We start from the raw sequence: 23,843 nt of genomic DNA, 5'->3' as shown, positions 1-23,843 counted from the left end.
CCAGGGTGGCGGTCAGCTCCCCGCGGGCGATGGCGGGGAGCAGGTCCGCGCGCTGGGCCTCCGTGCCGAGTGCGGTGATCAGCGGTGCGGCCAGCGCGGCCGTCGCGAACAGCGGGGACGGCAGCAGCGCCCGGCCGGTCTCCTCGCAGGCCAGCACCAGCTCGGCGGGGCCGCAGCCCACACCCCCGTACTCGGCGGGGATCGCGAGGCCGGGCAGCCCGAGCTGCTCGGCGAGAGTGCGCCAGAGCTCCTGGTCGTACCCGGCCGCGGTGGCCGCTGCGGCTCTCACCGCTTCCGGGCCGCAGCGTTTGGTCAGCAGTTCGCGCAGGGTACGGCGGATCTCGTCCTGCTCTGCTGTGAAGGCGGCATCCATGGGCGGGCCCCTCTCCTGATCTGACGGCGCGTCATAGTAAAGCGCGCAGATCCAGATGCACAGAGCCGGTGCGGGAGACGTCCGACGCCATTGCCCGGCACCAGATCTGATGTACCGTCAGATTCATGTCATCCTCTGTCATATCTGCCCGGCCGCGGCGGCGGGTCGCCGTCGCCGGTGTCGCCCTGTCGGACTGCGGCAAGGTCGACGACGCCACTCCGTACGCCCTGCACGCCCAGGCCGCGCGCCGCGCGCTCGCCGACTCGGGGCTCGGCCGCGAGGTGATCGACGGCTTCGGCTCGGCCGGCCTGGGCACCCTCGCCCCGGTGGAGGTCGCCGAATACCTGGGCCTGAAACCCACCTGGGTGGACTCCACCTCCGTCGGCGGCTCCACCTGGGAGGTGATGGCCGCGCACGCGGCGGACGCCATCGCCGCGGGCCACGCCAACGCGGTGCTGCTGGTGTACGGCTCCACGGCCCGCGCCGACATCAAGGCGCGGCGCCGCACCTCGAACCTGTCCTTCGGCGCGCGCGGCCCGCTCCAGTTCGAGGTCCCGTACGGCCACTCACTGATCGCCAAGTACGCGATGGCCGCCCGCCGCCACATGCACGAGTACGGCACGACGCTGGAGCAGCTCGCGTCGGTGGCGGTCCAGGCACGGGCGAACGCGGCCCACAACCCGGACGCCCTGTACCGCGACCCGGTCACCGTGGACGAGGTGCTGGGCGGGCCGATGATCGCGGACCCGTTCACCAAGCTGCACTGCTGCATCCGCAGCGACGGGGGCTGTGCGGTGCTGCTGGTGGCGGAGGAGTACGTACCGGACTGCGCGAAGGCGCCCGTGTGGGTCCTGGGCGCCGGGGAGCACGTCTCGCACACGACGATGTCGGAGTGGGACGACTTCACGGTCTCCCCGGCGGCGGTCAGCGGCCGGCTGGCCTTCGAGCGTGCGGGGGTACGCCCGGCGGAGATCGACATCGCCGAGATCTACGACGCGTTCACCTATATGACGCTCGTGACGCTGGAGGACCTGGGGTTCTGCGCGAAGGGCGAGGGCGGCGCGTTCGTGGAGAAGGGCCGGCTGCTGCGCGACGGCGAACTCCCGGTCAACACCGACGGCGGCGGCCTGTCCGCCTGCCACCCGGGGATGCGCGGCCTGTTCCTGCTGGTCGAGGCGGTACGACAACTACGCGGCGAGGCGGGCGACGGCCGCCAGGTCCACAAGGCGGGCGGCCGACTGCCGGAACTGGCGGTGGCGTCGGGGACGGGCGGCTGGTTCTGCTCGTCGGGGACGGTGGTGCTGGGGCGGGGGTGAACGCGGCAGACCGTCGCGCGCACCCCCGCGTCAGCGGCTCTCCGCGACCGCCACGCGGCCCGACCGCAGCGATGTCCGGCCGCCCGCCGGGTCCGCGAAGGTGTGCGTGAGGGTGAGGAGGTCGTCGTCCGACACCACCCGCAGGCCGTACTCCGCGAGCAGGGCGGCCATCCGCTGCGGCTTCCACAGGGAGCGCCACGGTTCGCCCGCCGTGAGGGAGCTGCCGAGCACGCGTGTCAGCAGCCGGCCAGCGGCCGCTTTCGCCGATGGCGCCTGGTAGTTGACGATGAGCGTGCTGCCCGGGGCCGTCCGGGCGGCGAGCGCGGCCACCGTGGCGCGTACCTCGTCGCGGGTGAGGTACGGGACGACGCCCTCCCACAGCCATGTCGTCGGCACCGCGGGGTCGTGCCCGGCCGTGTCCAGCACCGCGCCGAGGTCGTCGACGGCGAAGTCGACCGGCGTGAACCGTACGGACCGGGCCAGGGCCGGCAGCCCGTCGGGCCCGGTCCGTCCGGCCCGTCCGCCGGAATCGCCCTCCTCCGGGCCCCCGGCCTCCGTCCGCACTGCGTCGGCGATGCGGGCGCGTTTGTCCTGCTGGGAGGCTGGATGGTCGACCTCCCAGACATCCGTCTGCGAGAGTTCGGGCAGACGCCAGGCGCGCGTGTCCAGACCTGCGCCGAGGATGACGAGCTGGCCGGTCACGCGGGCGCGCAGCGCCTCGTCGATCGCGACCGTCCGTGGCACGACCACGTCGGCGCACGCCCGCACACTCTCGTATGTGGTGCGCGCCCGCCAGCCCTGCGGCGGAGTGCCCGCGCGCACCTCGTCCACCGGCCCACGCTCCGCGGCGCTCAACAGCCTGGCCGCCACCGGATCCGCGAACCGGCCCGCAGCGGCCCTGCCGTCCGCGGCAGCCCGGCCCTGGCAGACCAGCACCGCTGTCCGGCTGGCGTCACGTGCACTCTCGCTCATGGAGCCGTATTCAACACGAGTCCCGCACATCGCCCCAGCGGCAGCGTGGGTCCGACCACAACACCCCCGTGCCTGTGGTCGGACCCACGCTGCGGCGTACGGGCCGGGGCACGGCCCGCCTCGCCCGCGGGGTGCTGGGATCGGACCGGGCCGAACCGCACCCGCCCATCTGGGCTAACAGAAGAACAGCCCCCCGTTCATTTCCGCTGACGCCCATGCGACCCTAGGGACGCCTCAATGCACTGTCAACTAAGATGAACGGCCGCACGACGCCCGGCTCCGACCGGCACGGAGGAGGGATACGGATGCCGACACTGTCCGAAAAACTCAACACGCTCTTCACCACGGTACGCAAGGAGGGCCGGGAGTACACGTACGAGGAAGTGGCCCGCGGATGCAGCGAGTTGACGGGCGGGACCTTCTCCAAGACGTACGCCTGGCAGCTGCGCACCGGGCAGCGGGACAACCCGACCAAGCGCCACTTAGAGGCACTCGCCGCTTTCTTCCGGGTCCCGGTGGCCTACTTCTTCGACGACGACACCGCCGAACGCGTCGACTCCCAGCTGGCCGTGGCCACCGCCATGCGCAATGCGGAGGTCCGTGACATCGCCCTGCGCGCGATGAGTCTGGACGACGCGGGCCGCAAGTCCCTGGCCCGCATCATCCACGAGGTCAGCATCCTGCACGCCGCACGGCCCGTCGACGATCCCCGGCATCACGAGCCGCCCGACAGCGAGGAGTAGGGGGCCCGGTGTTCCACCCTTGGCGACGCCACGCCGACGAAGGCGGCATACCGACAGAGAAGCGCGCCATCGGCGCCCTGCGCCGCGGCTGCCGGCGGCGCCTGGAGACCCTGGCGCTGCCGCACTCGTACGATCTGCGTCTGCTCTGCGACCACGTGGGCAGGGCACGCGGCCGGGCCATCCGTCTCGTGCCGATGCACCTGGACGCGACGGGCCCGTGCGGCGTCGTACTGTCCCTGCCGGGTGCCGACTACGTCGTGTACGAGACGCAGACCAGCCGCCACCACCAAGAGCACATCATCGCCCACGAACTGGCCCATCTGATCTGCGGACACCGCACCGCGCCCCAGGCACACGCCACCACGTCCGGCGATGCCGCGGCCCTGCTCTTCCCCGATCTCGACCCCGCTCTCGTGCACGACCTGCTGTACCGGGAGCACTACTCGGATGTGCAGGAACAAGAGGCCGAGGTCATGGCCTTCCTGATCGGCACCCGGCTGCGGGCCACCGGCGCCTCCACCGGACGGGCCCCCGCGCCCGACAGCACCCTGGGCCGCATACAGAGCTCGCTCGACTGGCGACGACGGGACGAGACATGACCAACCCCTGGTACCTCGTGGGCTCGTTGGCCTGCTGGGTCGCTTTCGCCTGCACGCTGATGCCGGTGCTGCGCGGCTACCGCCGCGACCCGGCGGTCATCGCTCTGTGCGCCGCCTTCGGGAGCCAGGCGATGTATCTGCTGCTCTCGGTACCCAAGTCCTGGACGGGCACGCTCTTCGGCACGGTCACCTGGTACAACGTCTCGGTCCAGATGTGGATGATCGCCACCCTGGCCTGCCAGCAGGTGCTGCTCGTCCACTGGACGCACCCGATCGCCCGCGCCCGGACCGTCGCCCTGCGCCGTATGCTCGTCCTGGCGTGTGTGCCGACGGCGATGGCCGTGCTGTTCCTCTGCGCCACCCTCCAGGGCTCCCCGCACAACTCGTTCATCGACCGGCCCGGGTACCGCCCGGCCGACCAGCCGTTCTTCGTCGCGTACCAGGTCGTCTACCTCATCACGCTGGCCACCGGGAAGGCTCTGGTGGCACGCGCCTGCTGGGCCTTCGCCAGGCAGAGCGAGCTGTACGTACGCCAGAACGGGCTGTACGGACAGCAGCACGAGGGCATCTGGCTGCGGCGCGGCCTGCGGACCGCTGCCGCCGGAGCCGTCGTCGAACTCCTCTATCCGCTGGGCCGGTTCGCGGACATCTTCCTTGCCTCGCACGGCTGGAACTCCGCGCAGTGGGCGGTGGTCTCCCGCAGCGCCCTGACCGTGGGCATGGTCCTCAACATCGTCGGCTGGACGGCCCCTCTGTGGGGCACGCGCGCCTCCGCCGCCCTCGCCTGGTGCCGCGCCTATCGCGACTACCGCAGGCTGCGGCCCCTGTGGTGCGCACTGCACCGCGCGTACCCGCGCATCCTGCTCCAGCCGCCGTTCGCCCACGACATCGCCGCCGTGCGCGATCTCCGCTTCCATCTGCACCGCAGGGTGATCGAGATCAGGGACGGCTATCTGGCGCTGGAGGGCGCCGCCAGGGCGGCAGAAGGTCCCCGCGACGGGCGGCGCGTGGAGCTGGAGGCCGCCTGGATCGCGAGGGCCCTGGCGGCGGGCCCCGCCGGGGAGACCGGCCCATCGGCGGGAACAGAGGCCCGGTCCACGCGAGCGGACGCATGGCCTTCCGGCGTACCCGGCGCACCCGGCGTACCCGGCGCACCCGGTGGAACGAGGCCGGCACCGGAGGCGGGCATCCAGGACTTCTCCGCCGACGTGGCGTGGCTGACGGAGGTCTCGCGCGCGTACGCCCGCACGCACAGCTGACCGGAGCCGGGACGGATCCGCCCAGGCCCGGGCACCCGCTCAGCCCGCGAAGGGCACAGGCGCCAGGCCCTGGCCCGCGCCCGGGACCACGAACAGGTTTCCGGCGAGGGGCTCGACGTCGCCCAGGTCGCGCCGCGCCGATGTGACGTACAGATCGGTCAGGTCCGGGCCGCCGAACGCGCAGGACGAGGTGAGCGACACCGGGAAGGCGATCTCCTGGTCGAGGCGCCCGTCGGAGGTGTAACGGCGGACCGCGCCGCCCCGGAACAGCGCCACCCACACCGCGCCTTCGGCGTCCACGCACAGGCCGTCCGGCGCCCCCGCCGTATCGGCGACCTCGACGAACACGCGCCGCCCGGTGGCCCGCCCGGCCCTCATGTCGTAGTCGAAGACGTCGATACGACGGGTGCGGGTGTCCACGAAGTACATCCGGGTGCCGTCCGGGCTCCAGCCGATGCCGTTGCTGAGCTGTACGCCGTCGGCCGCCACGTCCAGCGTCCCGTCCGGGGACACCCGGGACAGCCGGCCCGGGGCCGACTCGCCCGCGATGGTCCCGGCCCACAGGCGTCCCGCCGCGTCGATCCCGGTGTCGTTGCCCCGTACACCGCGGTCCGACCAGTCCACCAGCCACCGCAGGGAGGCGTCGTCCGCCTCGGTGACGGCGATCCCGTCGCGCAGGCTGAGCACCAGGCCGCCGCCCGCACGGGGGCGTGCCGCCGCCACCGGCTGGTCGAACGTCCACGTCGCGACGGGCCCCCGGGCGGGATCGAAGCGGTGGACGGCACAGGCGTTCATGTCGACCCAGAGCAGAGTGCCCTCCACGGCATCCCACGCGGGGCACTCGGCGAACGACGCGCGCGCGGCCAGCGCGACCTGGGGGGTGGGCATGGAGGCTCCTTACGGGACGACGCAGTGGCGGAAGTGCACGGACGGGGATCGCCCCCGGGCCCGCTTCGGTCAGAGGTGCGGCCCGGCATGCGGTCCGGCGTGCGGCGCCGTCCGGTCCGCCGGCCCCGTGAACATCGACCGCTCGGCCAGCGCGGCATCCACCGCGTCGATCACGGTGTCGGCACCACCGTCCAGGACGTCGACGACCGGAAGCCCCAGGCCGCCGAGAGCCCGTACGTTCTCCCGGCCCCGGGTGACGACAGCGACCACAGGGGCCCCGCCCAGCTCCTCCAGCAGGGGGATCTCCCGCTCAGGGGCCGCCACCGGCAGGTGTTCCCAGTGGTAGCGCGTCCGGCGGCGCGGATCGTGCACGAAGACGACGGCGTCGGGCCGGGAGCCCTGGAGTATCGAGGTGGCCAGGCCGCCGAAGGCGGGATGGAGGACGGATGCCTGGCCCTTGGTGATGAGCAGGTCGTGGTGCGGGTCGGCGGCCAGCACGAGGTGCTCGACCAGACCGGCCGCCTGGAACACCGGGGCACGGTCGATGATCGCGCCCGTCGTGCAGCCGACGAGCTGGCAGGTCTGCCCTGTGCCCACGTATCCGGTGTTCACCCCGCGAGCCCGTGCGGCGCGCTGGATTTCGAGGGCGGCCGTGCGCTTGCCCACGACACAGTCGCTGCCCGCGACGTGCACCACGGATGCCCGGGTCCTGCCCGACCGGCCCGAGTACTTGGGCAGATGGGGGTGGGGGCGCCGGATGTCGACGATCCGGCGGCCGTCCGCCATCTGCTCCCGCAGCTCGGTGCCGGCGAGCTGGAGGTGCAGACAGGACAGGATGTGCAGCCCGGCCCCGGCCGCCGCGCGCAGCTGGTCCCACCAGAAGGCGGGCAGATCGCCGGAGGGCAGCGGTACGTGCCGGAAGGCGCCGTCCGCCGTCTCTCCGTGGTCGGACTCCGTCATCGCGACGACAAACGCGTCCGGGGCGTAGGCCAGCGCCTGTTCGACGCTCGACACGACCGGAACGTCCGTCCCTGGCACGGCGCCTGCGGTGGTCCGCGCCCCGTGGGAGCGGTCGACAACGGCGACGGTCTCCAGCACCGTGCTGTGCCGCAGCACCCCCTGCGCGGTCTTGCCCTCGGGGTGAGCGAGAACCCCGTCCGCGAACAGCACCGCCCGCAGGGGCAGCCGTGAGAACTCTTCCGCCAGCATGGGACCCGAGGCTACCGGCCGGTCCGGCAGAAGCCGGAGGAGGGGCCGGAGCGCAGCGATGCGCCCCTGCCCCGACCCGGCCCCGGCCCGGCCCACCTGGAACGGCCCACCCGGAACGGCCCGCCTCCGCTCAGCCCTTCATCCCCGAGAACGCGATGCCCTGGATGAACTGCCGCTGCATCGCCACGAACACCACGATCACCGGCAGCGTCGCGAGCAACGACCCGGCCATCAGCACCGGGTACTCGGTCAGGTGCGCGCCCTGGAGCGTGGCGAGGCCCGCCGACAGCGGCATCTTCGCCGGGTCCGTGTTGACGATCAGGGGCCACATCAGGTCGTTCCACGACCACAGGAACGTGAGCACGCCCAGCGCCAGCAGACCCGGCCTGGCCAGGGGCAGGGCCACGCGCCAGAAGACCGTGAAGGGGTTGGCGCCGTCCAGCCGGGCCGCCTCCTCCAACTCCTCGGGCAGGCCCATGAAGAACTGCCGCAGCAGGAACGTGCCGAAGGCCGAGAACATCCCCGGGATCACCAGCGCCTGCATCGAGTCCAGCCAGCCCAGGTCCTGCATGATCTGGTACTGCGGCAGCAGGAACAGCTGCCCCGGCACCATCAGCACCGCCAGGAAGCCCAGGAAGATCACCCCGCGCCCGGGGAAGCGGATCCGCGCGAAGGCGTACGCCGCCATCGAGCACAGCAGCAGCTGAGCCCCGGTCCGCAGGATCGCCATCACGGCCGTGTTCACGAACTGCCGCCCGAGCGGCACCGCGTCGAAGACCTTCGAGTAGTTCGACCAGTCCCAGTGCGAGGGCAGGATCGTCGGCGGTACCTGTACGGACTCGCCGAAGCTCTTGAAGGAGGTCAGCACCTCCCACAGCAGCGGGAAGACGGTGACCACCGCGCCCAGCGCGAGCAGGACGTGGGCGGGCCAGAGCCTGCCCTGACGGCTTCTGTTCTGGGCACGTACGGAGCGCCCGGTGTCCCGCGTCGCCTCACGCATAGTGGACCCACCTCTTCTGCAACCGGAACTGGACGGCGGTCAGCGCCATGATCAGGACGAACAGCACACAGACGATCGCCGCCCCGTAGCCGCGCTGGTTGTCGTAGAACGCCTTCTGGAAGAAGAGCATCACGACGGTCTGGCCCTCGCTGTAGGCCGGGTTCTGCAGTGCGCTCGTCGTGTTGGCGCCGAGGATCAGATACACCAGGTCGAAGACCTGCAGGGACTGGATGATCGACAGCACGGTGGTGAAGAACAGCGTCGGGCTCAGCAGCGGCAGCGTGACCGAGAAGAACTGCCGGATCCGCCCGGCGCCGTCGAGCGACGCCGCCTCGTAGTAGTCGCCGGGGATGGACTGGAGACCGGCGAGCAGCAGGATCATGTTGTAGCCGACGGTCATCCACACACCGACGACGGCGACCGCGATGCGGATGGTGTGCGGGTCCGAGACCCAGTAGGTGCCGTCGATGCCGATCGCGGACAGCGCGTGATTGAGGATGCCGGAGTCGCCGTTGTAGAGCCAGCGCCAGACCACCGCGACCGCGGCGGGCATCGTGACCACCGGCAGGAAGTAGAAGGTGCGGTAGATGCCGGTGCCCGTCAGCCCCTTGAGGTTCAGCAGCACCGCCAGCACCATCGACAGCGGGATGCCGAGCAGCACAAGACCGGTGTAGATGCCGGTGTTGCCGAGCGACTGCCAGAACTCCGGGTCGTGCACAAGGGTCCGGTAGTTGGAGAGACCGATCCAGCTGGTCCCGCCGAACGCGCCCCACTCCGTGAAGCTGTAGTACACCGTCTGCACCACGGGCCACAGATAGAAGACCGCGAGGCCGAGCCCGGCCGGGGCGATCAGCGCGTAGCCCCACCACTTGTCCCGGTGCTGGAAGCGACGCTCGCGGCGGCGCAGTTCCCGCTGGTCCAGGCGGTCCAGGTGGTCCTGGCTGGTGCGTTTCGCCGGTACGGCGGTTTCCGCACGCACATCGACACTCATCAGGACCGGCCCTTCCTCTCCTGCGCGAGCAGCTGGTTCATCGCGTCGGTCAGGGAGCTGGTGGCGCCCTTGAGACTCTCGTCCCCGCTCCAGGCCCTGGAGAGCCACATCTGTTCCTTGTGCGACCAGGCGGCGGTGTTGGTGGAGATGGGGTACGGCACCGAGTAGTCGAGCGCGTCCAGATGCACCTGGAGGTCGAACTTGGGCATCCCGGCGGCCCATGGTTCGGCCGTGCCGTTACGGGCGGGGATGGCCGTGCCGTACTTGCCCTGGAGCAGCGATGCCTGCTCAGTGCCGAGGAACTGGACGAACTCCTTGGCCAGCTCGGGGTGCGCGGTGCGGGCGTAGACGACGTTGGCCAGGCCGTGCAGGACGGTGGCGCGGTGGCGGCCCCTGGGCATCGGCGCCACGTCGACCTTGGCGCGCAGCTCGGGGTCGGCGTAGAAGGTCGCCGCGTTGTACGAGCACTCGTACGTCATGGCCAGCGTCCCGGACTGGAACATCTGGGTGGGGTCGGTGTCGGTCATCTGCTGGAGCGACGGCGCGGCGCGGTAGCGGTGGATCAGGTCGACCCAGAACTGCAGGCCGTCCCGGGTCTGCTCGTCGGAGTAGCCCGAGTGCGTCCTGTCCTTGGAGATGACCCAGCCGCCGGCCTGCGGTATCGAGTTGTAGTAGTTCTCCTGCGCGCGGGCCGGAGCTCCGACGCCGTAGATCCCGCGCTTGCGGTCGGTGAGCCGCTGGGCGTTGGAGATCAGGTCCTGCCAGGTCCAGGAGGAGTCCGGATAGTCGACCTTGGCCCGGTCGAAGATCTCCTTGTTGAACCAGAGGGCAACCGTGTCGAAGTCCTTCGGGGCGCCGTACTGGGTGCCCTTCCAGCGGTAGAGCGAGATCAGGTCGGACGGGAAGTCGGACGGGTGCAGTACGGCGTCGGAGCCGCTGGTCTCCAGGGGGAGAAGCTGCCCGGCATCGGCGTAGAGGCCGAAGTTCGGGCCGTTCATCCAGAAGACGTCGGGAGCGGAGCCGCCGGTACACGCGGTGCGCAGTTTGGTCCAGTATGTCCCGTTCGGGGTGAGCTGGACGTCGACTTTCACCCCCGGCCGGGTGCGCTCGAACTCCCGGGCCGCCCGTTGCATGGCGGGCATCTGGTAGATGTCCCAGACGCCGTAGGTGATACGCCCGCGCCGGGAGCCGCCACCCGAGGAAGCCGATGACGAGGTGGAACTACAGCCGGTCGCGAGCGGGGCCGCCGCTAGCGTGGCGGCGGCCGCTGTGAGGAGGGAACGTCTACGCACGCGGAACCTTCCTGGGGGGTGGAGCTCCCGTCTCGCCACACGGGAGAGCCGTGGAGCCGACGGAGGTCGTCTCGTGGGGGACGTCGCCCCACAACCGGATGTTCGGACGCTATTTGCTCAAAGTTGATGGGTCAATGGCTCTTCCAAGCATCTTTACGCATTCGAGGCCATCGAAAACCCCTCCGGAACACCTCCGGGCACCCCTTCACCCGCCCCCCTCCGATGCCACAACACGGCTACCACGCAACGGGATTGACCACCTCCGGAGTGGGTAAAGGACACCATCAGGTGACCGAAAAGTCCTGATTGTGCTCGCAGGTAATTTTGAGGGTCGAGCAGGAACGAAGGGCGCCTCGAAGGGGACATCGCCGTCGGCGGGCAGCACCGTACGACGGGGTCAGCGGGCGATCAGCGCGGCGGTTCGACCAGGGGTGATCGGGCAGCGGAGCCGTGGTGTCGGCGGGATGTCGGGGGACTGTCGGGGGCTGTCGGTCCCATGTCGGTGGGGGCTGGCACCTTTCGAGAGGACCTGGCGGGTGCCCATACGACTGTGGGTTCCCGCCTTCCTCTCCTCACCCGAGTCCCAGGAGCGCACATGACGATCACCGTCCGACCGGGAAGCACCGTGATGTTCACCGGCGATTCGATCACCGACTGCCAACGGCTGGACAGCGAAGACGGCCTCGGGTTCGGCTACCCGCTGCGCATTGCGGGCGAATGGGGATTCCGGCACCCGGACCGCCCCGTGACCTGGCTGAACACCGGGGTTGGCGGCCACAAGGTGATGGACCTCGAAGCCCGCTGGCAGACCGACGTACTCGACGCGCGCCCGGACGTGGTGTCGATCCTTGTCGGGGTCAACGACATGGGCTGGCACACGCTGGACCCTAAGGGGTACGTGATCACCGTGGAGGAGTTCGAAGCGGGTTATGACCGTCTGCTCGCGCCCCTCGCCGAGACAGGTACGGACCTGATCCTCATCGAACCGTTCCTCCTGCCGATCCACGGCGTCGTCGAGGCCGGTGCCGGATACGCGCTCATCGGAGATGAAGAACGGAAGGAATGGCGCACCGACCTGGACCCGAAGATCCAAGTCGTGCGCAAGCTCGCCCGCAAGTACGGCGCGCATCTGCTCGACGCCGACGGTATGTTCGCCGAGCTCACCGCGACGACCGGGCCGGAGCACTGGGCCGCGGACGGCGTACACCCGACGCCGGCCGGTCACACCGCACTCGCGGCGGCCTGGCTGCGCCTGGTCGCATGACCGGTCCTCGCGATCGCCCGCGCCTCGTCGCAACGCGCCCGCCGGCGCCGGCCCAACCCGGGTGCCACATCATGTGACCCCGAGTACGCCGAAGGGCGCCGCCACAGTGGCGGCGCCCTACAAGGTGCGCATGTGACGAGGGTCAGACAGGCAGCTGCTCCACGAAGGCCGTCCAGGCGGCCGGGGCGACCGTGAAGGTCGGGCCGTCCGGAACCTTGGAGTCACGGAGGTGCACGGCACGGGGGTGGGCTGCTACCTCTACGCAGTTACCGCCCTCGTTGTTGCTGTAACTCGACTTGCGCCAGTCACAGGCGACCTCGATGCAGTTACCGCCCTCGTTGCCGCTGTAGCTGCTCTTGAACCACGCCAGTTCGGTGCTCATAGCCGATCTGCCATCCTCTCGATCAGTTCCGCCGACTCCCAGGGCGTGAGCGCCTGGGCCCGCAACATCCCGAATCGGTCGATAAGTTGGTTGACCTGCTGCGGCTTCGAGATCAACGTACCTCCGGTCTGGCCTTCTTCATATGCCCAATTGCGGCCGTCAGGCGTACTGAGCAAGGCGATCGGGCCTTGCACCCCCGCATGCGCAGTCCTGGCCGTCGGCATCACCTGCACCATCAGATGGTGCATCGTCTGCATGCACTTGAGCACATGCAGCAGTTGGTTCCGCAGCACCGTCTTCCCGCCGATGGGCCGCTGGAGCACCGACTCCTCGATGACGTACGCCACGATCGGCAGCGGATCCCGGCTGAGTACCGCCTGGCGCTCCAGTCGCGCTTCGACATGCTTCTGGACCTCCGCCTCGGAGAACTGCGGAACCCGTTCCTCGTACAGCGCCTGGACGTACTCCTCGGTCTGCAACAGCCCCGGAAAGAGCATGTTCTCGTACGCGCTGATGCTGGACGCGATCTTCTCCAGCCGCACCCACCCCACGAACGTGCGCGGGTACTTCTCGTCGTCCATCAGCGGAATGCACGACTTGAGCGCGCCCCGGGCGTCCAGTACCGCGTCGGCATCCTTGAGGAAGCTCGACGTCGGGATGCGCTCACCCCGTTCGTACGCCCCGGCCAGCGACTCCGAGATGAGCAGCCGGTCCCCCACGTCCTGTCTCGTCAGCCCCGCCCGGGACCGGAAGTTCCTGATCAGGTCCCCTACATGCTTGCGCGCCGGGGACGGCTGCTGCGCCGTGTTCGCGTCGCTCGACTTACTCGCTGCCACAAGATCACCCCACCTTTCCACATCGTCCCGATGTGCACCGAGTTCCTCTGGTCACGCTACGCAATCATGCCGATGCTTGGAGGTATGACGACTGAAAATCTCCCCGATTGGGTACCGGCTTCCGGCCACCAACTCCGGCTCACCGGGGTTCACTTCGACGCCATCCGGGTCCGGGGCGTGCGCGGCGAGGCCGTGCTGCACCATCTCGCCACGCTCACGGACGGGGCGCCGGGGCCCGTCGTACGGGAAGTCGCCGGGGGCCGGTGGACGTACTTCCTGATCCCGCCCGAGACCTCGTACGACTTCGACTGGCCGCCGGGTGCCACCTGTTTCGGGCCTGCCGCACGGGACCAGTACGTGGGGATTCCGGCGCCGCACGGCAACACGTATCCGCTGCACTGGCGCTGCGATCCGCCCGTGGAGGGGAAGTTCGTCGATCCGGAGCTGCTGCACATGGTGATCACGGCCCAGCTCTGCCGGGAACCCTGGTAGCGCGCGTACGCAGCACAGCGCCCCGCCCGGAGCTGGTCCCGGGCGGGGCGCCGTATCGGTATCAGTACCGGTTCCGGGCGTCAGCCGGTCGTGCGGCGCCTCCGCCACCAGACCAGTGCCCCGCCGGCGGCCAGGAGCAGCACGGCGATCCCGGCGACGGCCATGACCTGGGTCCCGGTGTCGGCGAGGCCGCCGCCGCCCTTGGACGGCGGGGTGGCCGGGGGCCGGTGTCCGCTCGGCGGGGTGGCCGGCGGGCTCGGTGCGTGCGACGCCGGGCTGCTGGGCGTCCCCGTGGGCGGGGCGGAGTGGGTCGGCGTCGGGCTCGGCGTGCTGCCGCCGCCCCCGCCTCCGGACCGGTTCTGTCCGTCACCGCCGAGCAGGAGCAGATGGTCGTTCTCGGCGCTGTCCGAGATGGCCTGTGCGCTGATCTTGGCGGACCTGGGGAGATAACGGTGCTGCGTCCGGAACTGGACGTTGCTGACGTTCTGCTTGGGCGCCTTGGAGAAGTCGACGCCGCCCATGACGCAGGTCTTCTGCTGCCCGGCGTACTCGCACGGGTAGCTGTAGTCGCCCTTGGTGAAGGACTTCACGTAGTCGTCGTACGTCTTCCTCGGCGTCCACGACGTGTTGGGGCTGCGCAGCGGCCACCGCTTCACGTTGTTGCTGTTGATGATCGCGTGATACTCGGACGGCGACTTCGCGTCCTGCTGGCGCACGTACTCGGCGGCCACGCGCGCGCTGTAGACGCGGCGCAGATCGGCGTACTCGGGTGCGGTGTTGACCTTCTTCTCGATGTCCGGGGTGATGGTCTGCCGGGCCAGGTCGGCGGCCGTCTTCTGCTGCTCCTTGGTCAGGTGGCAGTCACCGTTCGGGCTCGGCGTCTTGAAGTTCATCTCCAGGGTGTTGACCTTCAGCGGGGTGTCCAGGATGTAGAGGCCGTTGTCGTCGGCGCGGACCTTGGCCTGCTGGGGCACGATCCAGTTGCGCAGCCCGGTGCCGCACGGCAGCCCGGCCGCCCGCATGGCGTCCCAGTACTTCTTGCCCAGGCCCTGGCGCGGGTCCATGTCCCTGGCGTAGTCGTGCTTCATCTGGAGGTCGGCCTGGAGCAGTACGCGTCCGGCGTCGGTCCTGCCGAACGTCGCGTCCATGACCCGGTCGGGCTGGTCCGGGTTCAGGTTGACCCAGAACTTGTCGGGGGTCAGCGCGAGCCAGGCGAAGAAGCTGTCGGAGATGAGCTGCGCCTTGGCCTTGCCGCCCCAGCCGTACTGCGAGGACTCGTCCTGGACCTTGTTGGCGGAGAACGCGTACGGCAGGCCCTTGCCCTTGACGGGCTTGCCGACGTACGCGAGGTCGAGCGTGGAGAAGTCGACGCCGCCGGGACCGCGCACCCCGGTCCCCCGGGGGCCGCTCGCGCCGATGCGCCTGAGCTGGTCGGCCATGTCCTTCGGGGTCGGCGGGGACTGGTCGACCGTACGGGACGCACCACCGGCGGCCCGGTTGCTGCCGCCCGCGGCGAAGTTCGGGTCGCTCCTGGTCACGCCCTTGACGGCCTTGTACTGCGGGAGGCTCTCGGAGCGGTGTTCATAGGCGGTGACACGGGGGCGCCCCCGGTCGTCCATCCCGGCCTGGCCGCTCAGCCTGCCGAGGTACTTCGTCGTGGCGGAGTCCTTCGACTCGCCGTTGACGTAGGTGACGCGGGCGTTCCGGCGCTCCGGGTCCTCAAGAAACGCCTTGTTGGCCGCGTCCTGGTTGGTGTCGCGCCCGGGACCGGCCTTGAACTCGACGAACTTGTTCTGCTTGTAGTTCACGGCGTCGAACTTGCGGACCATCGGCCTCATCTTGCCGGTCTTGGGGTCCTTCACCATGATCGTCTTGCCGTTTTTGTCCTTGACCTCGATCTCTTCGTTGCACAGCCAGTCCGGGCCGAGCAGGCCGAGATCCTTGACGGCCTTCTGCTCGAAGGACGACCCGCGCCTGTTGTTGTTGTTCGGCAGGATCCACGCGTCCGACAGCCACTTCTCGAAGCTGCCGTAACGGGTGTCCTTCCAGGACTTCTTCACCATGTAGTCGCGGTACTGCGCGTAGACACGGTTGGGCGTGTTGGGGTCGTACTCCTTGTAGGGCTTGAGCCCTTCGAGGAAGGCCCGCTGCTCCGCCTCCGTGCCCTTCAGCGTGAGACCGTCCATGGCCTGGCGCGGGGCGTCGTAGTCGTACGAGTCCCAGTCCCCCTTGTCACGGACGTGGATGTTCCGGTCCCACGGCTGGACGGGGTTCTCGGTGCCGCTGATGTCGTACTTCTCGTCGCAGCGCTTGCCCTTGTCGGCGTACGCGGTGCCCGACAGCTGGGGAAGTCCGACGACGGCGAGGACGCCGGCGGTGGCCAGGGCGAGCGTGGTGCGTGCGAGGGAACGGCGGCGCCCGGGACGCTCCGGGTTCTTTCCGTGCGCGCGTGGATGCTGCGTTGTCTGCGCGGGTATGGGTCGGTTCACTGTGGGTTCTCCGACGGGAGCCCGGACGTGGATGTACGCGCGGCGCCAAGGGCCCCCGTTGACATGTATGGCGCCGCCGAAGCCCTGACCCTAGTCCGCTCCGCGCACAGGCGCCGCACAGTTTCCCCGGCGTGCCAGCGGTCAACTCCCTTTGCACACAGGATCGTTACAACGGGAATTCCGGACGCTCGTAGGCTCTGTCCGCATGGATGCGATCGACACTCCCGAATGGGCCGACAACCCCCGCCTCCGCACGTGGCTGACCGCCGGGCGGGACGCCTTCCCCGCGTGGTCCGCCGAGCACGGCGGGGGCTGGGACTTCACGCCCGCGTCCCTGGACCGGCTCGAAGAGCTGGTCCGGTCCCGCTTCACCACCTGGCAGGAGGCCGACGGGGCGCGCGACACCACCCTGCTCCAGGTCGCTGCCTGGTACCTCGGGGAGGTCCAGGTGCGGCACTGCGGGGCGCGGTGGCGCTGCGACCCGGACGAGCCCGAGCGGCCGCCGGTCGCGGGCGGGTACCCGCTGGTGACGGTCCCCCGTACGGAGTTGACCGACGCCGAGCAGTACCGGCTCGCGCGCGAGGAGGAAGAGGACGGCAACCCGACACCCGTGGTGGACCCGGCCGCCAGGATCCGGGCGCTCTTCACCGCGCAGGACAGCCATCTGCGCGAGGTCATCGACTGGTTCGAGCACTTCCGGGAGTGGCTCGGGGAGGACTGAGGCGGGGGCAGGGCGCGGGCGCCGAGACCGAGGCGCGGGGCGCGGGCGCCGGGACCGAGGCGGGGGCGTCGGACGTAGAGGGCGATCCGCCGGGCCCACAATGACGTGCATGAATCCCACCGCCGCTGACGACGACGCCGCCTTCACGGACTTCCTGCACACCCTGCGGGTCTGGGACCTGCCCGAGCTGCCCGGGTTCGACCCGGACACCGCCCCCGGCGCGCCCCTCCCCCTCTTCCGGGAGTGGCTGCGCTCCGCGGCGGCCGCCGGGCAGCCCGAGCCGCACACCATGACGCTCGCCACCGCCGACGCGGACGGCCGCCCCGACGTACGGACGCTGATGCTGCACGGCGCCGACGCGCGCGGCTGGCACTTCGCCTCGCACTCCGGGAGCGCCAAGGGCCGCCAGCTGGCGGCGCGTCCGGTGGCCGCGCTCGGTTTCTACTGGGCGGCGCAGGCCAGACAGGTCCGGGTGCGCGGGCCGGTGACGGCCGCGCCCGCGGCGGAGAGCCAGGCCGATCTGCACGGCCGCTCGACGGGCGCGCTGGCCGCCGCGCTCACCGGGCGGATGAGCGGCGTACTGGGGTCGACGGCCGAGCTGGAGCGCGCGTCGGCGGACGCCTGGGAGCGGGCCCAGGCCGATCCGGAGACGCCGGTGCCGAGCTGGACGCGGTATGTACTGGACCCGGTCGAGGTCGAGTTCTTCCAGGGCGACGCGCGCCGGCGCCATGTCCGGCTGCGCTACCGGCGTACGGAGAGCCGGGACTGGGCACGCGAGCTGCTCTGGCCGTAAGGGGTGAGCGCGGCCAGCCGCCGGCGGCGCACGGTGCGGCCCGCGAAGCCGAATCCGGCGCCCGCCAGGGCGAACAGCGTACCGGCGAGGAGACTCACGGTGAGCAGCAGTGTCATCGCCGGGTTGGCGATGATCCGGCCCCGGACGGCCCACACCGGCAGGGTGCCGGACTGGTCGGCCAGGAACTGCCGGGAGTCCTGCGAGTCGGCGCGGTTGTCGTCGAGGGTGAACATCCGGCCGTGCGGCACGAGGACGTCGTACGCGTCCGATGCGCCCTCGACACCGTCCTTGAGGTACGGCTCGTCCAGCGGTTCGCCGTTCAGGACCAGCTGCGTCCCGTCGAAGACGAGGTGGTCGCCGCCGAGTGCGATGACGCGCTGGAGGACGTCGGCGCCGTCGAAGCGGTCCGGGGTGCGGTAGAGGACCACCTCACCGTGGTGCAGGCCGCCGCCGTTGCTCTTCTCGATGGCCACCCGGTCGCCCTTGGCGTACGCCGGGAGCATCGAGTCGCTGGTCACGCTGACCGACTCGTACCCACGGAACCCCCAGAGGGCGGCGACGGCCAGCAGCACAACGCCCAGACCGCCCAATACCCACCCAGTGACCGTCAGTCCACGCCCATCACGCATACCGGACCCCCTTCGTCATCTGTTCCTGCGTACGGACCCCGCCGATCGTTACCCGCCGGGCGCGGGCCGGCCGGGGTTCGGGTTCGGATACGGGTACGGGTACGGGTCCGGATACGAGTCCGTGGCCAGGCGGGCGTGCAGATGCGCGTCGCGGTAGGTACCGGGCCGCTGGGCGCGGTGCATCCCGTCGCGCCGGGTGCCCTCGTACGCGTAACCGCAGCGCTCCGCGACCCGGCAGGAGGCGGTGTGGTCCACGGCATGGCCCAGCTCGATGCGGTGGATGCCCGCCTGCTCGAAGGCCCAGCGGGTGCAGAGTTCCAGAGCGCGGCCCGCGATGCCACGGCCCCGGGCTTCGGGCAGCACCCAGTAGCCGACCGACGCCCGGCACATGTAAGGGTCGATGCCGGAGAGCCCGACGCTGCCGACGACCACGCCGCCCTCGGTGACGGCGTACTGCGCGAGCTCGCCACGCAGCCAGCCCGCACGGCGGTTGGCGATCGCGGTACGGGCGCCGGCCAGGTCGGTGACGGGGCCCAGCGGGGTGTTCCAGCGCAGGAATTCGGGGTCGGTGAAACCGCGCAGCAGCACATCGGCCTCGTCGGCGCCCCAGGCCCGCAAGACCAGCCCGAAGCCGTCCACCTCCGGCTGACTCCCCATATCGGTCATGCGGCTATTCAACACGCGGGGGGTGGGGGAGGCGGGCGGGGGGCACCCGCGGGCGACAGTGCCGCAGGGCGACCCCGCACACCCGCACAGCGGGACGGCCTGCGCCCGGCCCGTCCCCTCCGATGGCGGACCGCGCACGCCGTACGGGTCGAACGGGGCCCGAACTGGCGGCACCGGGAAGAGAAGCGACCGGCCCGACAGACCTCAGGCGGCGTCGGCCCGGAACACCGGCACGCTGACCCCAGGCGTCAGTTCGCGGAACGTGACGCCCAGCTCCATCCCGATCCGGAGATCATCCGCCGGGCACTCGACGACCTCGGTCATCAGGCGCGGGCCCTCCGCCAGATCCACCACGGCGGCCACGTACGGGACGCGCTCACCGAAGGGCGGCAGGTCGTTCCGGTGCACCACCGACCAGGTGTAGAGCGTGGCCCGGCCACTCGCCTGCTCCCAGGCCACGTCCTCGCTCCAGCAGTGCGGGCAGAACTCGCGGGGGTAGTGGTGCGGCCTGCCGCACGCCCCGCAGCGCCTGATGAGCAGCCGGCCCTCAGCGGCGGCCGACCAGTAGGGCGCGGTGAAGGCGTCCGGTTCCGGCAGGTCGAAGCGCGCGGCCGCGGACGCGGATGCCGGAGCGGGGGCGGAAGTGGGCGCGGGGGCGGAAGTGGGCTTCGTCATGTGGGGAGTCCGATCGCGGGGGCGGGTGACCAGGTCTGTCCGTGTCGCCCGCGGTAGCTTTCTGACAGTACGTCAGTTCAACGGATGGAGGCCCTTGTGCGCAAGAGGTGTGCACGCGTGATCAATTCGCAATCGCTTCTCCGGTTGACCGCGACCTATCAAGCACCCACGTCACTACGCTCTGTTCCATGGACGACACGAAGGACGACCACCCCGTCTACGTCATCGGGGCCGGGCCGGGCGGACTGGCCGCTGCCGCCGTGCTGCGCGGGCGGGGCGTGCGGGCCGTCATCCTGGAGAAGTCCAACGACGTCGGCGCCTCCTGGCGGCGCCACTACGACCGTCTGCACCTGCACACCACCCGCCGGCTCTCGGGGCTGCCTGGACTGCCGATGCCGCGCTCCTTCGGGCGCTGGGTGTCGCGGGACAACGTCGTGCGGTATCTGGAGAAGTACGCGGACTACCACGGCCTGGAGATCGTCACCGGGGTCGAGGTCACCCGGATCGCCCGCGCCGACGACTCCCGCTGGCTGCTGCACGCGACCGGCGGCCGGGAGCTGACCGGCAGTGCGGTGGTCGTGGCCACCGGGTACAACCACACGCCCAGGCTGCCCGGCTGGACCGGCGCCGAGACCTTCCGCGGGGACCTGGTGCACGCGGGCGAGTACCGCAACGCAGCGCCGTACGCGGGCCGGGACGTCCTCGTCGTCGGGGCCGGGAACACCGGCGCCGAGATCGCCGTCGACCTGGCCGCGGGCGGCGCGGGGCGGGTACGGCTGGCCATCCGCACCGTCCCGCACATCGTCCGGCGCTCCACGGCCGGCTGGCCCGCCCAGCGCACCGGAATCCTCGTCCGCAGGCTGCCGACCCGGCTGGTGGACCGGGCGGCCGAGACGCTCTGCCGGATCTCCGTGCCCGACCTCTCCACGCAGGGTCTGCCGCGCCCCGGTACGGGCCTTTACACCCGGGTGCGCGAGGGCGCGATCCCCGTACACGACGTGGGGCTGATCGACGCGGTCCGCACCGCCCGGGTCGAACCGGTCGCGGCCGTGGACTCCTTCGACGACGGCAAGGTCGTCCTGGCCGACGGCACCCGGATCGCACCGGACGCGGTGATCGCGGCGACGGGCTACCGCCGTGACCTCGAACCGCTGGTGGGACATCTGGACGTACTGGACGGGCGCGGCAGGCCCGTGGTGCACGGCGGCCGCTCCCCCGCGCAGGCCCCCGGGCTGTACTTCACGGGGTTCACCAACCCGATCAGCGGCATGTTCCGCGAGCTGGCGATCGACGCCCGCAAGATCGCGGCGGCCGTCCTCCGGCAGTGAGGCCCCTGCCACCGGCGCGACACCCGGCAGCCTCAGCCCCGACGGCAGGGTCACTCCGGGGCGGCGCAGGAAACCCGGGCGGCACAGGTCACCCCAGCCCGGGCGGCGCAGGTCACCCCAGGCGGAGAAAGTCACTTCAGGCGGAGAAGGTCACTTCAGGCGGCGCAGGAAGGAATCGACGAGCCGGCCGGTGAACTCAGGTCCGACGGGCTCGCCCGTCACCAGGACCCGGTAGTAGAGCGGCCCCACGATCTGGTCGGTCTCGGCCGCCACGTCGAAATCCGCGGGCAGTTCCCCCCGCGCCACGGCACGTTCGAGCGGCGCACGGTCCCGGCGGCGCTGCTCGTCGAGGTACCTGGCCCGGAAGTCCGCGGCGAACGCCGGGTCGTGCTGGGTCTGGGCCATGAGCGCCCTGAAGACGGCCCCGGGATCGGAATCGCCGAGGAAACGGCCCAGCCGCTCCAGATGATCCCGCAGGTCGCGCGCGACATCGCCGTGGTCGGACGGGGGCGGCTCCTCGGTCACGTCCTGCAGGAAGGCGTCCATCAGGACATCGGTCTTGGTGCTCCACCAGCGGTAGATGGTCTGCTTGGCGACCCCGGCCCGCGTCGCGATGCCCTCCATCGTGACGCCCGCGAAACCCTTCTCGGCGAGCAGGTCGTCGGCCGCCTCGAGCACCGCGTGCCGGGCGATCTCGCTGCGTCCGTGCCGGTTGCCGTGGTGACGGCGGCCCGGCGCTCCGGCGGTTCCTTCCCCGGCCGCCCCTTCCCCGGCCGTTCCCGCCCGGGTGGTTCCTGCCTCAGCTCCCATGGTGCCTCCTCACGCACAAGGATAGTCAGCCGCTCTAGACTGAACGCAACGGTGCGTCTACTCTAGGCCCATGACCTTCACCCACACGCTTGCCGACCCCCGGGTCGAGACCACACTCAGCCGGATGTTCGCCAACGCCGAGCGCGACGACGCCACCGAGGCCCGCACGCGGGCCGAGCACCCCCGGGCCGCCGAACCGAAGACACCGCAGGAGCTCGCCGACGCCGCCGCGGAGATCTACATGCCGATCTCCGCGGCAGGGGGTCAGCTGCTCTACAGCCTGGTGCGGGCAGTCCGCCCGGCCACCGTCGTGGAGTTCGGCATGTCCTTCGGCATCTCCACACTGCACCTGGCCGCCGCCGTCCGGGACAACGGCGCCGGGCGCGTCATCACCACGGAGCTGAGCAAGGCCAAGGTCGCCGCGGCCCGCCGTACGTTCGCCGAAGCCGGCCTCGACGATGTGATCACCGTGCTGGAGGGGGACGCACTGCAGACCCTCGGCAATCTCGACGCACCCGCGGACCTCGTCCTGCTCGACGGCTGGAAGGATCTCTGCCTGCCGGTGCTGCGCCTGCTCGAACCGCAGCTGGCGCCCGGCACACTCGTGGTGGCCGACGACGTGAATCTGGGCAGCCTGCTTCCGTACCTGGAGTACGTACGTACACCGGCGAACGGCTATCAGAGCGTGACCTTTCCCGTCGAGGACGGCATGGAGATCAGCTGCCGGCTCTGAGCGCCACCCGAGCAACGAGAAGGAGAAGACCGAGGATGTGTGCCGCCTGCGGCGTACCCACCCACCTGGCCGACCTGGACGCGGCCCTGCCCACCGAGGCACAGCCCGCGACCCCGGCCGCCGGGGCACAGCCCGCCCCGGCCGGCGGCCCCAGCGGCTCGGGCGGTCCCGGCGCCCCGGCCCCGAAGTTCGCCGCGCTGCGCAACCGCGACTGCCGCCCGTACCTCTTCGGCGCGGCCCTGGCGATGATGGCCGACAACATCGAACACGTCATCACCTACTGGGTGTTGTGGCAGACATTCCACTCCCCCGCCCTGACCGGTTTCCAGGTCATCAGCCACTGGGTGCCGTTCCTGCTGCTCTCGATGTGGTTCGGCTCCCTGGCCGACCGTTACGACTGCCGCCGCATCATCCAGGCCGCGCAGTGCCTGTTCATGGCCGTCTCCGTGACCTGGGGAGTCCTGTTCCTCACCGACTCGCTGCACATGTGGGAGGCGTGCGTCCTGCTCGTCCTGCACGGTCTGGCCGGATCGCTGTGGGGCCCCGGTGAGCAGCTGATGCTGCACGACTTCGTCGGCCCGGCCGAACTGCCCAGCGCCGTACGGCTGAACGCCACCTTCCGCAGCCTCGGCGTCCTCTTCGGCCCGGTGATCGGCTCCGCGCTGCTGCTGGGACTCGGCCCCACGGCGGGCATTTTCGCCAATGTCGCCTTCTACATACCGCTGACGCTCTTCCTCTTCCGCACCAAGTTCACCGGCCACACCCGCGACCACCACGCCCGACCACGCGTGGGGGTCCTGGAGTCGCTGCGCGTCCTGCGGGAGATCGGCGCCAACCGCACCCTGGTCAGCATGATCGTCCTGGGCGGTCTCGGCTCGTTCTTCGTCGGCTCGTCGCTCCAGTCCTCGATGCCGATCTTCGCCCATGACCTCGGTGCGGGCAGCGCAGGAACCGCGTACGGGGTGCTGCTGTTCGCCAACGGCGCGGGCGGGGTCGTCGGCGGCATCGTCCTGGAAGCCACCGGGTGGGTCAAACCCCATGTACCCGCCGCCGTCATCAGTACCGCCATCTACGGCGTGACCAGCCTGTTCTTCGCCCTCACCAGCAGCTACCCCCTGGCCCTCGCGCTGCTGCTCGTCGGCGGTGTCGCCAACCTGGCCTCGATGTCGATCGGCCAGACCGTCGTCCAGCTCATCGCCCCCGCCGCCGACCGCGGCCGGGTCCTCGGCGTGTACGGCATGTCCGCCAACGGGCTGCGCGCGGGCAGCGGTTTCACCGTCGGGCTGCTGGGCGCCGCCATCGGCGTCCACGCGTCGCTGGGCTTCAGCGCCACCGCCCTGTGCGTCGGCACCGCGGCGGCCGGTCTGCACGCCCTGCGCGGCC

Annotated in this window: 25 protein-coding genes; 11 read left to right on the top strand and 14 right to left on the bottom strand. The window is 70.7% G+C overall.

Annotated elements, in window-relative coordinates; translation table 11 throughout:
• Window positions 1-373, bottom strand: a 373-nt coding sequence (locus G3I19_RS19475) for an acyl-CoA dehydrogenase family protein (RefSeq protein ID WP_164264928.1), incomplete at its 3' end; no start/stop codon positions are given.
• 125 nt (window positions 374-498) lie between these two features.
• Here G3I19_RS19475 and G3I19_RS19470 point away from each other — a divergent pair.
• Window positions 499-1,689 carry an acetyl-CoA acetyltransferase gene (locus tag G3I19_RS19470; protein ID WP_164264927.1) on the top strand — a complete coding sequence of 397 codons (1,191 nt, stop codon included), beginning with the start codon at window positions 499-501 and terminating at the stop codon, window positions 1,687-1,689.
• A 30-nt stretch (window positions 1,690-1,719) separates the two neighbouring features.
• On the opposite strand, the gene G3I19_RS19465 is transcribed toward G3I19_RS19470, so the two are convergent.
• Window positions 1,720-2,661, bottom strand: a complete 942-nt coding sequence (locus G3I19_RS19465) for a class I SAM-dependent methyltransferase (protein WP_164264926.1) — start codon at window positions 2,659-2,661, stop codon at window positions 1,720-1,722.
• Window positions 2,662-2,966: 305 nt separating this feature from the next.
• On the opposite strand from G3I19_RS19465, the gene G3I19_RS19460 reads away from it, so the two are divergent.
• From G3I19_RS19460 to G3I19_RS19450, 3 genes are read left to right on the top strand one after another with little or no spacing between them, the layout of a single operon-like run.
• Complete coding sequence (locus G3I19_RS19460) at window positions 2,967-3,404, top strand: helix-turn-helix transcriptional regulator (RefSeq protein ID WP_164264925.1); 438 nt, start codon at window positions 2,967-2,969, stop codon at window positions 3,402-3,404.
• 8 nt (window positions 3,405-3,412) lie between these two features.
• On the top strand, window positions 3,413-4,003 hold the full coding sequence (locus G3I19_RS19455; protein ID WP_343235147.1) for a toxin: 591 nt from the start codon (window positions 3,413-3,415) through the stop codon (window positions 4,001-4,003).
• Complete coding sequence (locus G3I19_RS19450) at window positions 4,000-5,262, top strand: collagen-like protein (protein WP_164264924.1); 1,263 nt, start codon at window positions 4,000-4,002, stop codon at window positions 5,260-5,262. Before G3I19_RS19455 ends, G3I19_RS19450 begins: the two co-directional genes overlap by 4 nt.
• Window positions 5,263-5,301: 39 nt before the next feature.
• Here G3I19_RS19450 and G3I19_RS19445 read toward each other — a convergent pair whose 3' ends face one another.
• The 5 genes from G3I19_RS19445 to G3I19_RS19425 form a co-directional block, all read right to left on the bottom strand.
• The gene (locus G3I19_RS19445; RefSeq protein WP_164264923.1) at window positions 5,302-6,150 is read right to left on the bottom strand and encodes an SMP-30/gluconolactonase/LRE family protein; all 849 of its coding nucleotides are present in this window, start codon (window positions 6,148-6,150) and stop codon (window positions 5,302-5,304) included.
• A 69-nt stretch (window positions 6,151-6,219) separates the two neighbouring features.
• On the bottom strand, window positions 6,220-7,359 hold the full coding sequence (locus G3I19_RS19440; RefSeq protein ID WP_164264922.1) for a DUF1611 domain-containing protein: 1,140 nt from the start codon (window positions 7,357-7,359) through the stop codon (window positions 6,220-6,222).
• Between the two features lie 130 nt (window positions 7,360-7,489).
• Complete coding sequence (locus G3I19_RS19435; RefSeq protein ID WP_164264921.1) at window positions 7,490-8,359, bottom strand: carbohydrate ABC transporter permease; 870 nt, start codon at window positions 8,357-8,359, stop codon at window positions 7,490-7,492.
• Window positions 8,352-9,350 (bottom strand): sugar ABC transporter permease, encoded by a 999-nt coding sequence (locus G3I19_RS19430; protein ID WP_164264920.1) that lies wholly within the window; start codon window positions 9,348-9,350, stop codon window positions 8,352-8,354. The genes G3I19_RS19435 and G3I19_RS19430 overlap by 8 nt, the downstream gene beginning before the upstream one ends.
• Window positions 9,350-10,492 (bottom strand): sugar ABC transporter substrate-binding protein, encoded by a 1,143-nt coding sequence (locus tag G3I19_RS19425; RefSeq protein WP_164264919.1) that lies wholly within the window; start codon window positions 10,490-10,492, stop codon window positions 9,350-9,352. The genes G3I19_RS19430 and G3I19_RS19425 overlap by 1 nt, the downstream gene beginning before the upstream one ends.
• Window positions 10,493-11,237: 745 nt before the next feature.
• Here G3I19_RS19425 and G3I19_RS19420 point away from each other — a divergent pair.
• The gene (locus tag G3I19_RS19420; protein ID WP_164264918.1) at window positions 11,238-11,906 is read left to right on the top strand and encodes an SGNH/GDSL hydrolase family protein; all 669 of its coding nucleotides are present in this window, start codon (window positions 11,238-11,240) and stop codon (window positions 11,904-11,906) included.
• 142 nt (window positions 11,907-12,048) lie between these two features.
• On the opposite strand, the gene G3I19_RS19415 is transcribed toward G3I19_RS19420, so the two are convergent.
• A complete protein-coding gene (locus G3I19_RS19415; protein ID WP_164264917.1) occupies window positions 12,049-12,288 on the bottom strand; it encodes a DUF397 domain-containing protein in 240 nt (79 codons plus the stop codon).
• A complete protein-coding gene (locus tag G3I19_RS19410) occupies window positions 12,285-13,124 on the bottom strand; it encodes a helix-turn-helix transcriptional regulator (RefSeq protein ID WP_164264916.1) in 840 nt (279 codons plus the stop codon). Before G3I19_RS19410 ends, G3I19_RS19415 begins: the two co-directional genes overlap by 4 nt.
• Window positions 13,125-13,208: 84 nt before the next feature.
• On the opposite strand from G3I19_RS19410, the gene G3I19_RS19405 reads away from it, so the two are divergent.
• Window positions 13,209-13,616, top strand: a complete 408-nt coding sequence (locus G3I19_RS19405) for a hypothetical protein (RefSeq protein WP_164264915.1) — start codon at window positions 13,209-13,211, stop codon at window positions 13,614-13,616.
• A gap of 80 nt (window positions 13,617-13,696) precedes the next feature.
• Here G3I19_RS19405 and G3I19_RS19400 read toward each other — a convergent pair whose 3' ends face one another.
• Complete coding sequence (locus tag G3I19_RS19400; protein WP_164264914.1) at window positions 13,697-16,105, bottom strand: LPXTG cell wall anchor domain-containing protein; 2,409 nt, start codon at window positions 16,103-16,105, stop codon at window positions 13,697-13,699.
• A 205-nt stretch (window positions 16,106-16,310) separates the two neighbouring features.
• On the opposite strand from G3I19_RS19400, the gene G3I19_RS19395 reads away from it, so the two are divergent.
• Window positions 16,311-16,826 (top strand): hypothetical protein, encoded by a 516-nt coding sequence (locus tag G3I19_RS19395; RefSeq protein WP_164264913.1) that lies wholly within the window; start codon window positions 16,311-16,313, stop codon window positions 16,824-16,826.
• A gap of 109 nt (window positions 16,827-16,935) precedes the next feature.
• Complete coding sequence (locus G3I19_RS19390; RefSeq protein ID WP_239074559.1) at window positions 16,936-17,619, top strand: pyridoxal 5'-phosphate synthase; 684 nt, start codon at window positions 16,936-16,938, stop codon at window positions 17,617-17,619.
• Here G3I19_RS19390 and lepB read toward each other — a convergent pair.
• The 3 genes from lepB to G3I19_RS19375 all read right to left on the bottom strand — a co-directional run bounded on the left by lepB (window position 17,568) and on the right by G3I19_RS19375 (window position 19,589).
• Window positions 17,568-18,248 carry a signal peptidase I gene (lepB, locus tag G3I19_RS19385; RefSeq protein ID WP_164264911.1) on the bottom strand — a complete coding sequence of 227 codons (681 nt, stop codon included), beginning with the start codon at window positions 18,246-18,248 and terminating at the stop codon, window positions 17,568-17,570. The genes G3I19_RS19390 and lepB overlap by 52 nt on opposite strands.
• Before the next feature lie 48 nt (window positions 18,249-18,296).
• Window positions 18,297-18,914 (bottom strand): GNAT family N-acetyltransferase, encoded by a 618-nt coding sequence (locus tag G3I19_RS19380; protein WP_239074556.1) that lies wholly within the window; start codon window positions 18,912-18,914, stop codon window positions 18,297-18,299.
• A gap of 204 nt (window positions 18,915-19,118) precedes the next feature.
• Window positions 19,119-19,589: a Zn-ribbon domain-containing OB-fold protein gene (locus G3I19_RS19375; protein WP_164264910.1), complete on the bottom strand. Its 471-nt coding sequence runs from the start codon at window positions 19,587-19,589 to the stop codon at window positions 19,119-19,121.
• Between the two features lie 188 nt (window positions 19,590-19,777).
• On the opposite strand from G3I19_RS19375, the gene G3I19_RS19370 reads away from it, so the two are divergent.
• Window positions 19,778-20,917, top strand: coding sequence for an NAD(P)/FAD-dependent oxidoreductase (locus G3I19_RS19370; protein ID WP_164264909.1), 1,140 nt, complete (start codon window positions 19,778-19,780; stop codon window positions 20,915-20,917).
• Window positions 20,918-21,067: 150 nt separating this feature from the next.
• Here G3I19_RS19370 and G3I19_RS19365 read toward each other — a convergent pair whose 3' ends face one another.
• Entirely contained in the window at window positions 21,068-21,727 is a 660-nt protein-coding gene (locus tag G3I19_RS19365) for a TetR/AcrR family transcriptional regulator (RefSeq protein WP_164264908.1), read from the bottom strand.
• A gap of 70 nt (window positions 21,728-21,797) precedes the next feature.
• On the opposite strand from G3I19_RS19365, the gene G3I19_RS19360 reads away from it, so the two are divergent.
• Window positions 21,798-22,460 carry a class I SAM-dependent methyltransferase gene (locus G3I19_RS19360; protein WP_164264907.1) on the top strand — a complete coding sequence of 221 codons (663 nt, stop codon included), beginning with the start codon at window positions 21,798-21,800 and terminating at the stop codon, window positions 22,458-22,460.
• A gap of 35 nt (window positions 22,461-22,495) precedes the next feature.
• The coding region (locus G3I19_RS19355; protein ID WP_164264906.1) for an MFS transporter at window positions 22,496-23,843 on the top strand (1,348 nt) is incomplete at its 3' end.

The sequence above is a fragment of the Streptomyces sp. SID10853 genome, assembly GCF_010548145.1.
Taxonomy (GTDB): domain Bacteria; phylum Actinomycetota; class Actinomycetes; order Streptomycetales; family Streptomycetaceae; genus Streptomyces.
This window is presented reverse-complemented; position numbering and strand designations above follow the sequence as displayed.

Excerpts from the sequence above, each read along its gene's own strand:
- G3I19_RS19470 (WP_164264927.1), top strand. The coding sequence starts at position 499 with ATGTCATCCTCTGTCATATCTGCCCGGCCGCGGCGGCGGGTCGCCGTC.
- G3I19_RS19465 (WP_164264926.1), bottom strand. The coding sequence starts at position 2,661 with ATGAGCGAGAGTGCACGTGACGCCAGCCGGACAGCGGTGCTGGTCTGC.
- G3I19_RS19460 (WP_164264925.1), top strand. The coding sequence starts at position 2,967 with ATGCCGACACTGTCCGAAAAACTCAACACGCTCTTCACCACGGTACGC.
- G3I19_RS19450 (WP_164264924.1), top strand. The coding sequence starts at position 4,000 with ATGACCAACCCCTGGTACCTCGTGGGCTCGTTGGCCTGCTGGGTCGCT.
- G3I19_RS19445 (WP_164264923.1), bottom strand. The coding sequence starts at position 6,150 with ATGCCCACCCCCCAGGTCGCGCTGGCCGCGCGCGCGTCGTTCGCCGAG.
- G3I19_RS19440 (WP_164264922.1), bottom strand. The coding sequence starts at position 7,359 with ATGCTGGCGGAAGAGTTCTCACGGCTGCCCCTGCGGGCGGTGCTGTTC.
- G3I19_RS19435 (WP_164264921.1), bottom strand. The coding sequence starts at position 8,359 with ATGCGTGAGGCGACGCGGGACACCGGGCGCTCCGTACGTGCCCAGAAC.
- G3I19_RS19430 (WP_164264920.1), bottom strand. The coding sequence starts at position 9,350 with ATGAGTGTCGATGTGCGTGCGGAAACCGCCGTACCGGCGAAACGCACC.
- G3I19_RS19425 (WP_164264919.1), bottom strand. The coding sequence starts at position 10,492 with ATGCCCGCCATGCAACGGGCGGCCCGGGAGTTCGAGCGCACCCGGCCG.
- G3I19_RS19420 (WP_164264918.1), top strand. The coding sequence starts at position 11,238 with ATGACGATCACCGTCCGACCGGGAAGCACCGTGATGTTCACCGGCGAT.
- G3I19_RS19415 (WP_164264917.1), bottom strand. The coding sequence starts at position 12,288 with ATGAGCACCGAACTGGCGTGGTTCAAGAGCAGCTACAGCGGCAACGAG.
- G3I19_RS19405 (WP_164264915.1), top strand. The coding sequence starts at position 13,209 with ATGACGACTGAAAATCTCCCCGATTGGGTACCGGCTTCCGGCCACCAA.
- G3I19_RS19395 (WP_164264913.1), top strand. The coding sequence starts at position 16,311 with ATGGATGCGATCGACACTCCCGAATGGGCCGACAACCCCCGCCTCCGC.
- G3I19_RS19390 (WP_239074559.1), top strand. The coding sequence starts at position 16,936 with ATGAATCCCACCGCCGCTGACGACGACGCCGCCTTCACGGACTTCCTG.
- lepB (WP_164264911.1), bottom strand. The coding sequence starts at position 18,248 with ATGCGTGATGGGCGTGGACTGACGGTCACTGGGTGGGTATTGGGCGGT.
- G3I19_RS19380 (WP_239074556.1), bottom strand. The coding sequence starts at position 18,914 with ATGACCGATATGGGGAGTCAGCCGGAGGTGGACGGCTTCGGGCTGGTC.
- G3I19_RS19375 (WP_164264910.1), bottom strand. The coding sequence starts at position 19,589 with ATGACGAAGCCCACTTCCGCCCCCGCGCCCACTTCCGCCCCCGCTCCG.
- G3I19_RS19370 (WP_164264909.1), top strand. The coding sequence starts at position 19,778 with ATGGACGACACGAAGGACGACCACCCCGTCTACGTCATCGGGGCCGGG.
- G3I19_RS19365 (WP_164264908.1), bottom strand. The coding sequence starts at position 21,727 with ATGGGAGCTGAGGCAGGAACCACCCGGGCGGGAACGGCCGGGGAAGGG.
- G3I19_RS19360 (WP_164264907.1), top strand. The coding sequence starts at position 21,798 with ATGACCTTCACCCACACGCTTGCCGACCCCCGGGTCGAGACCACACTC.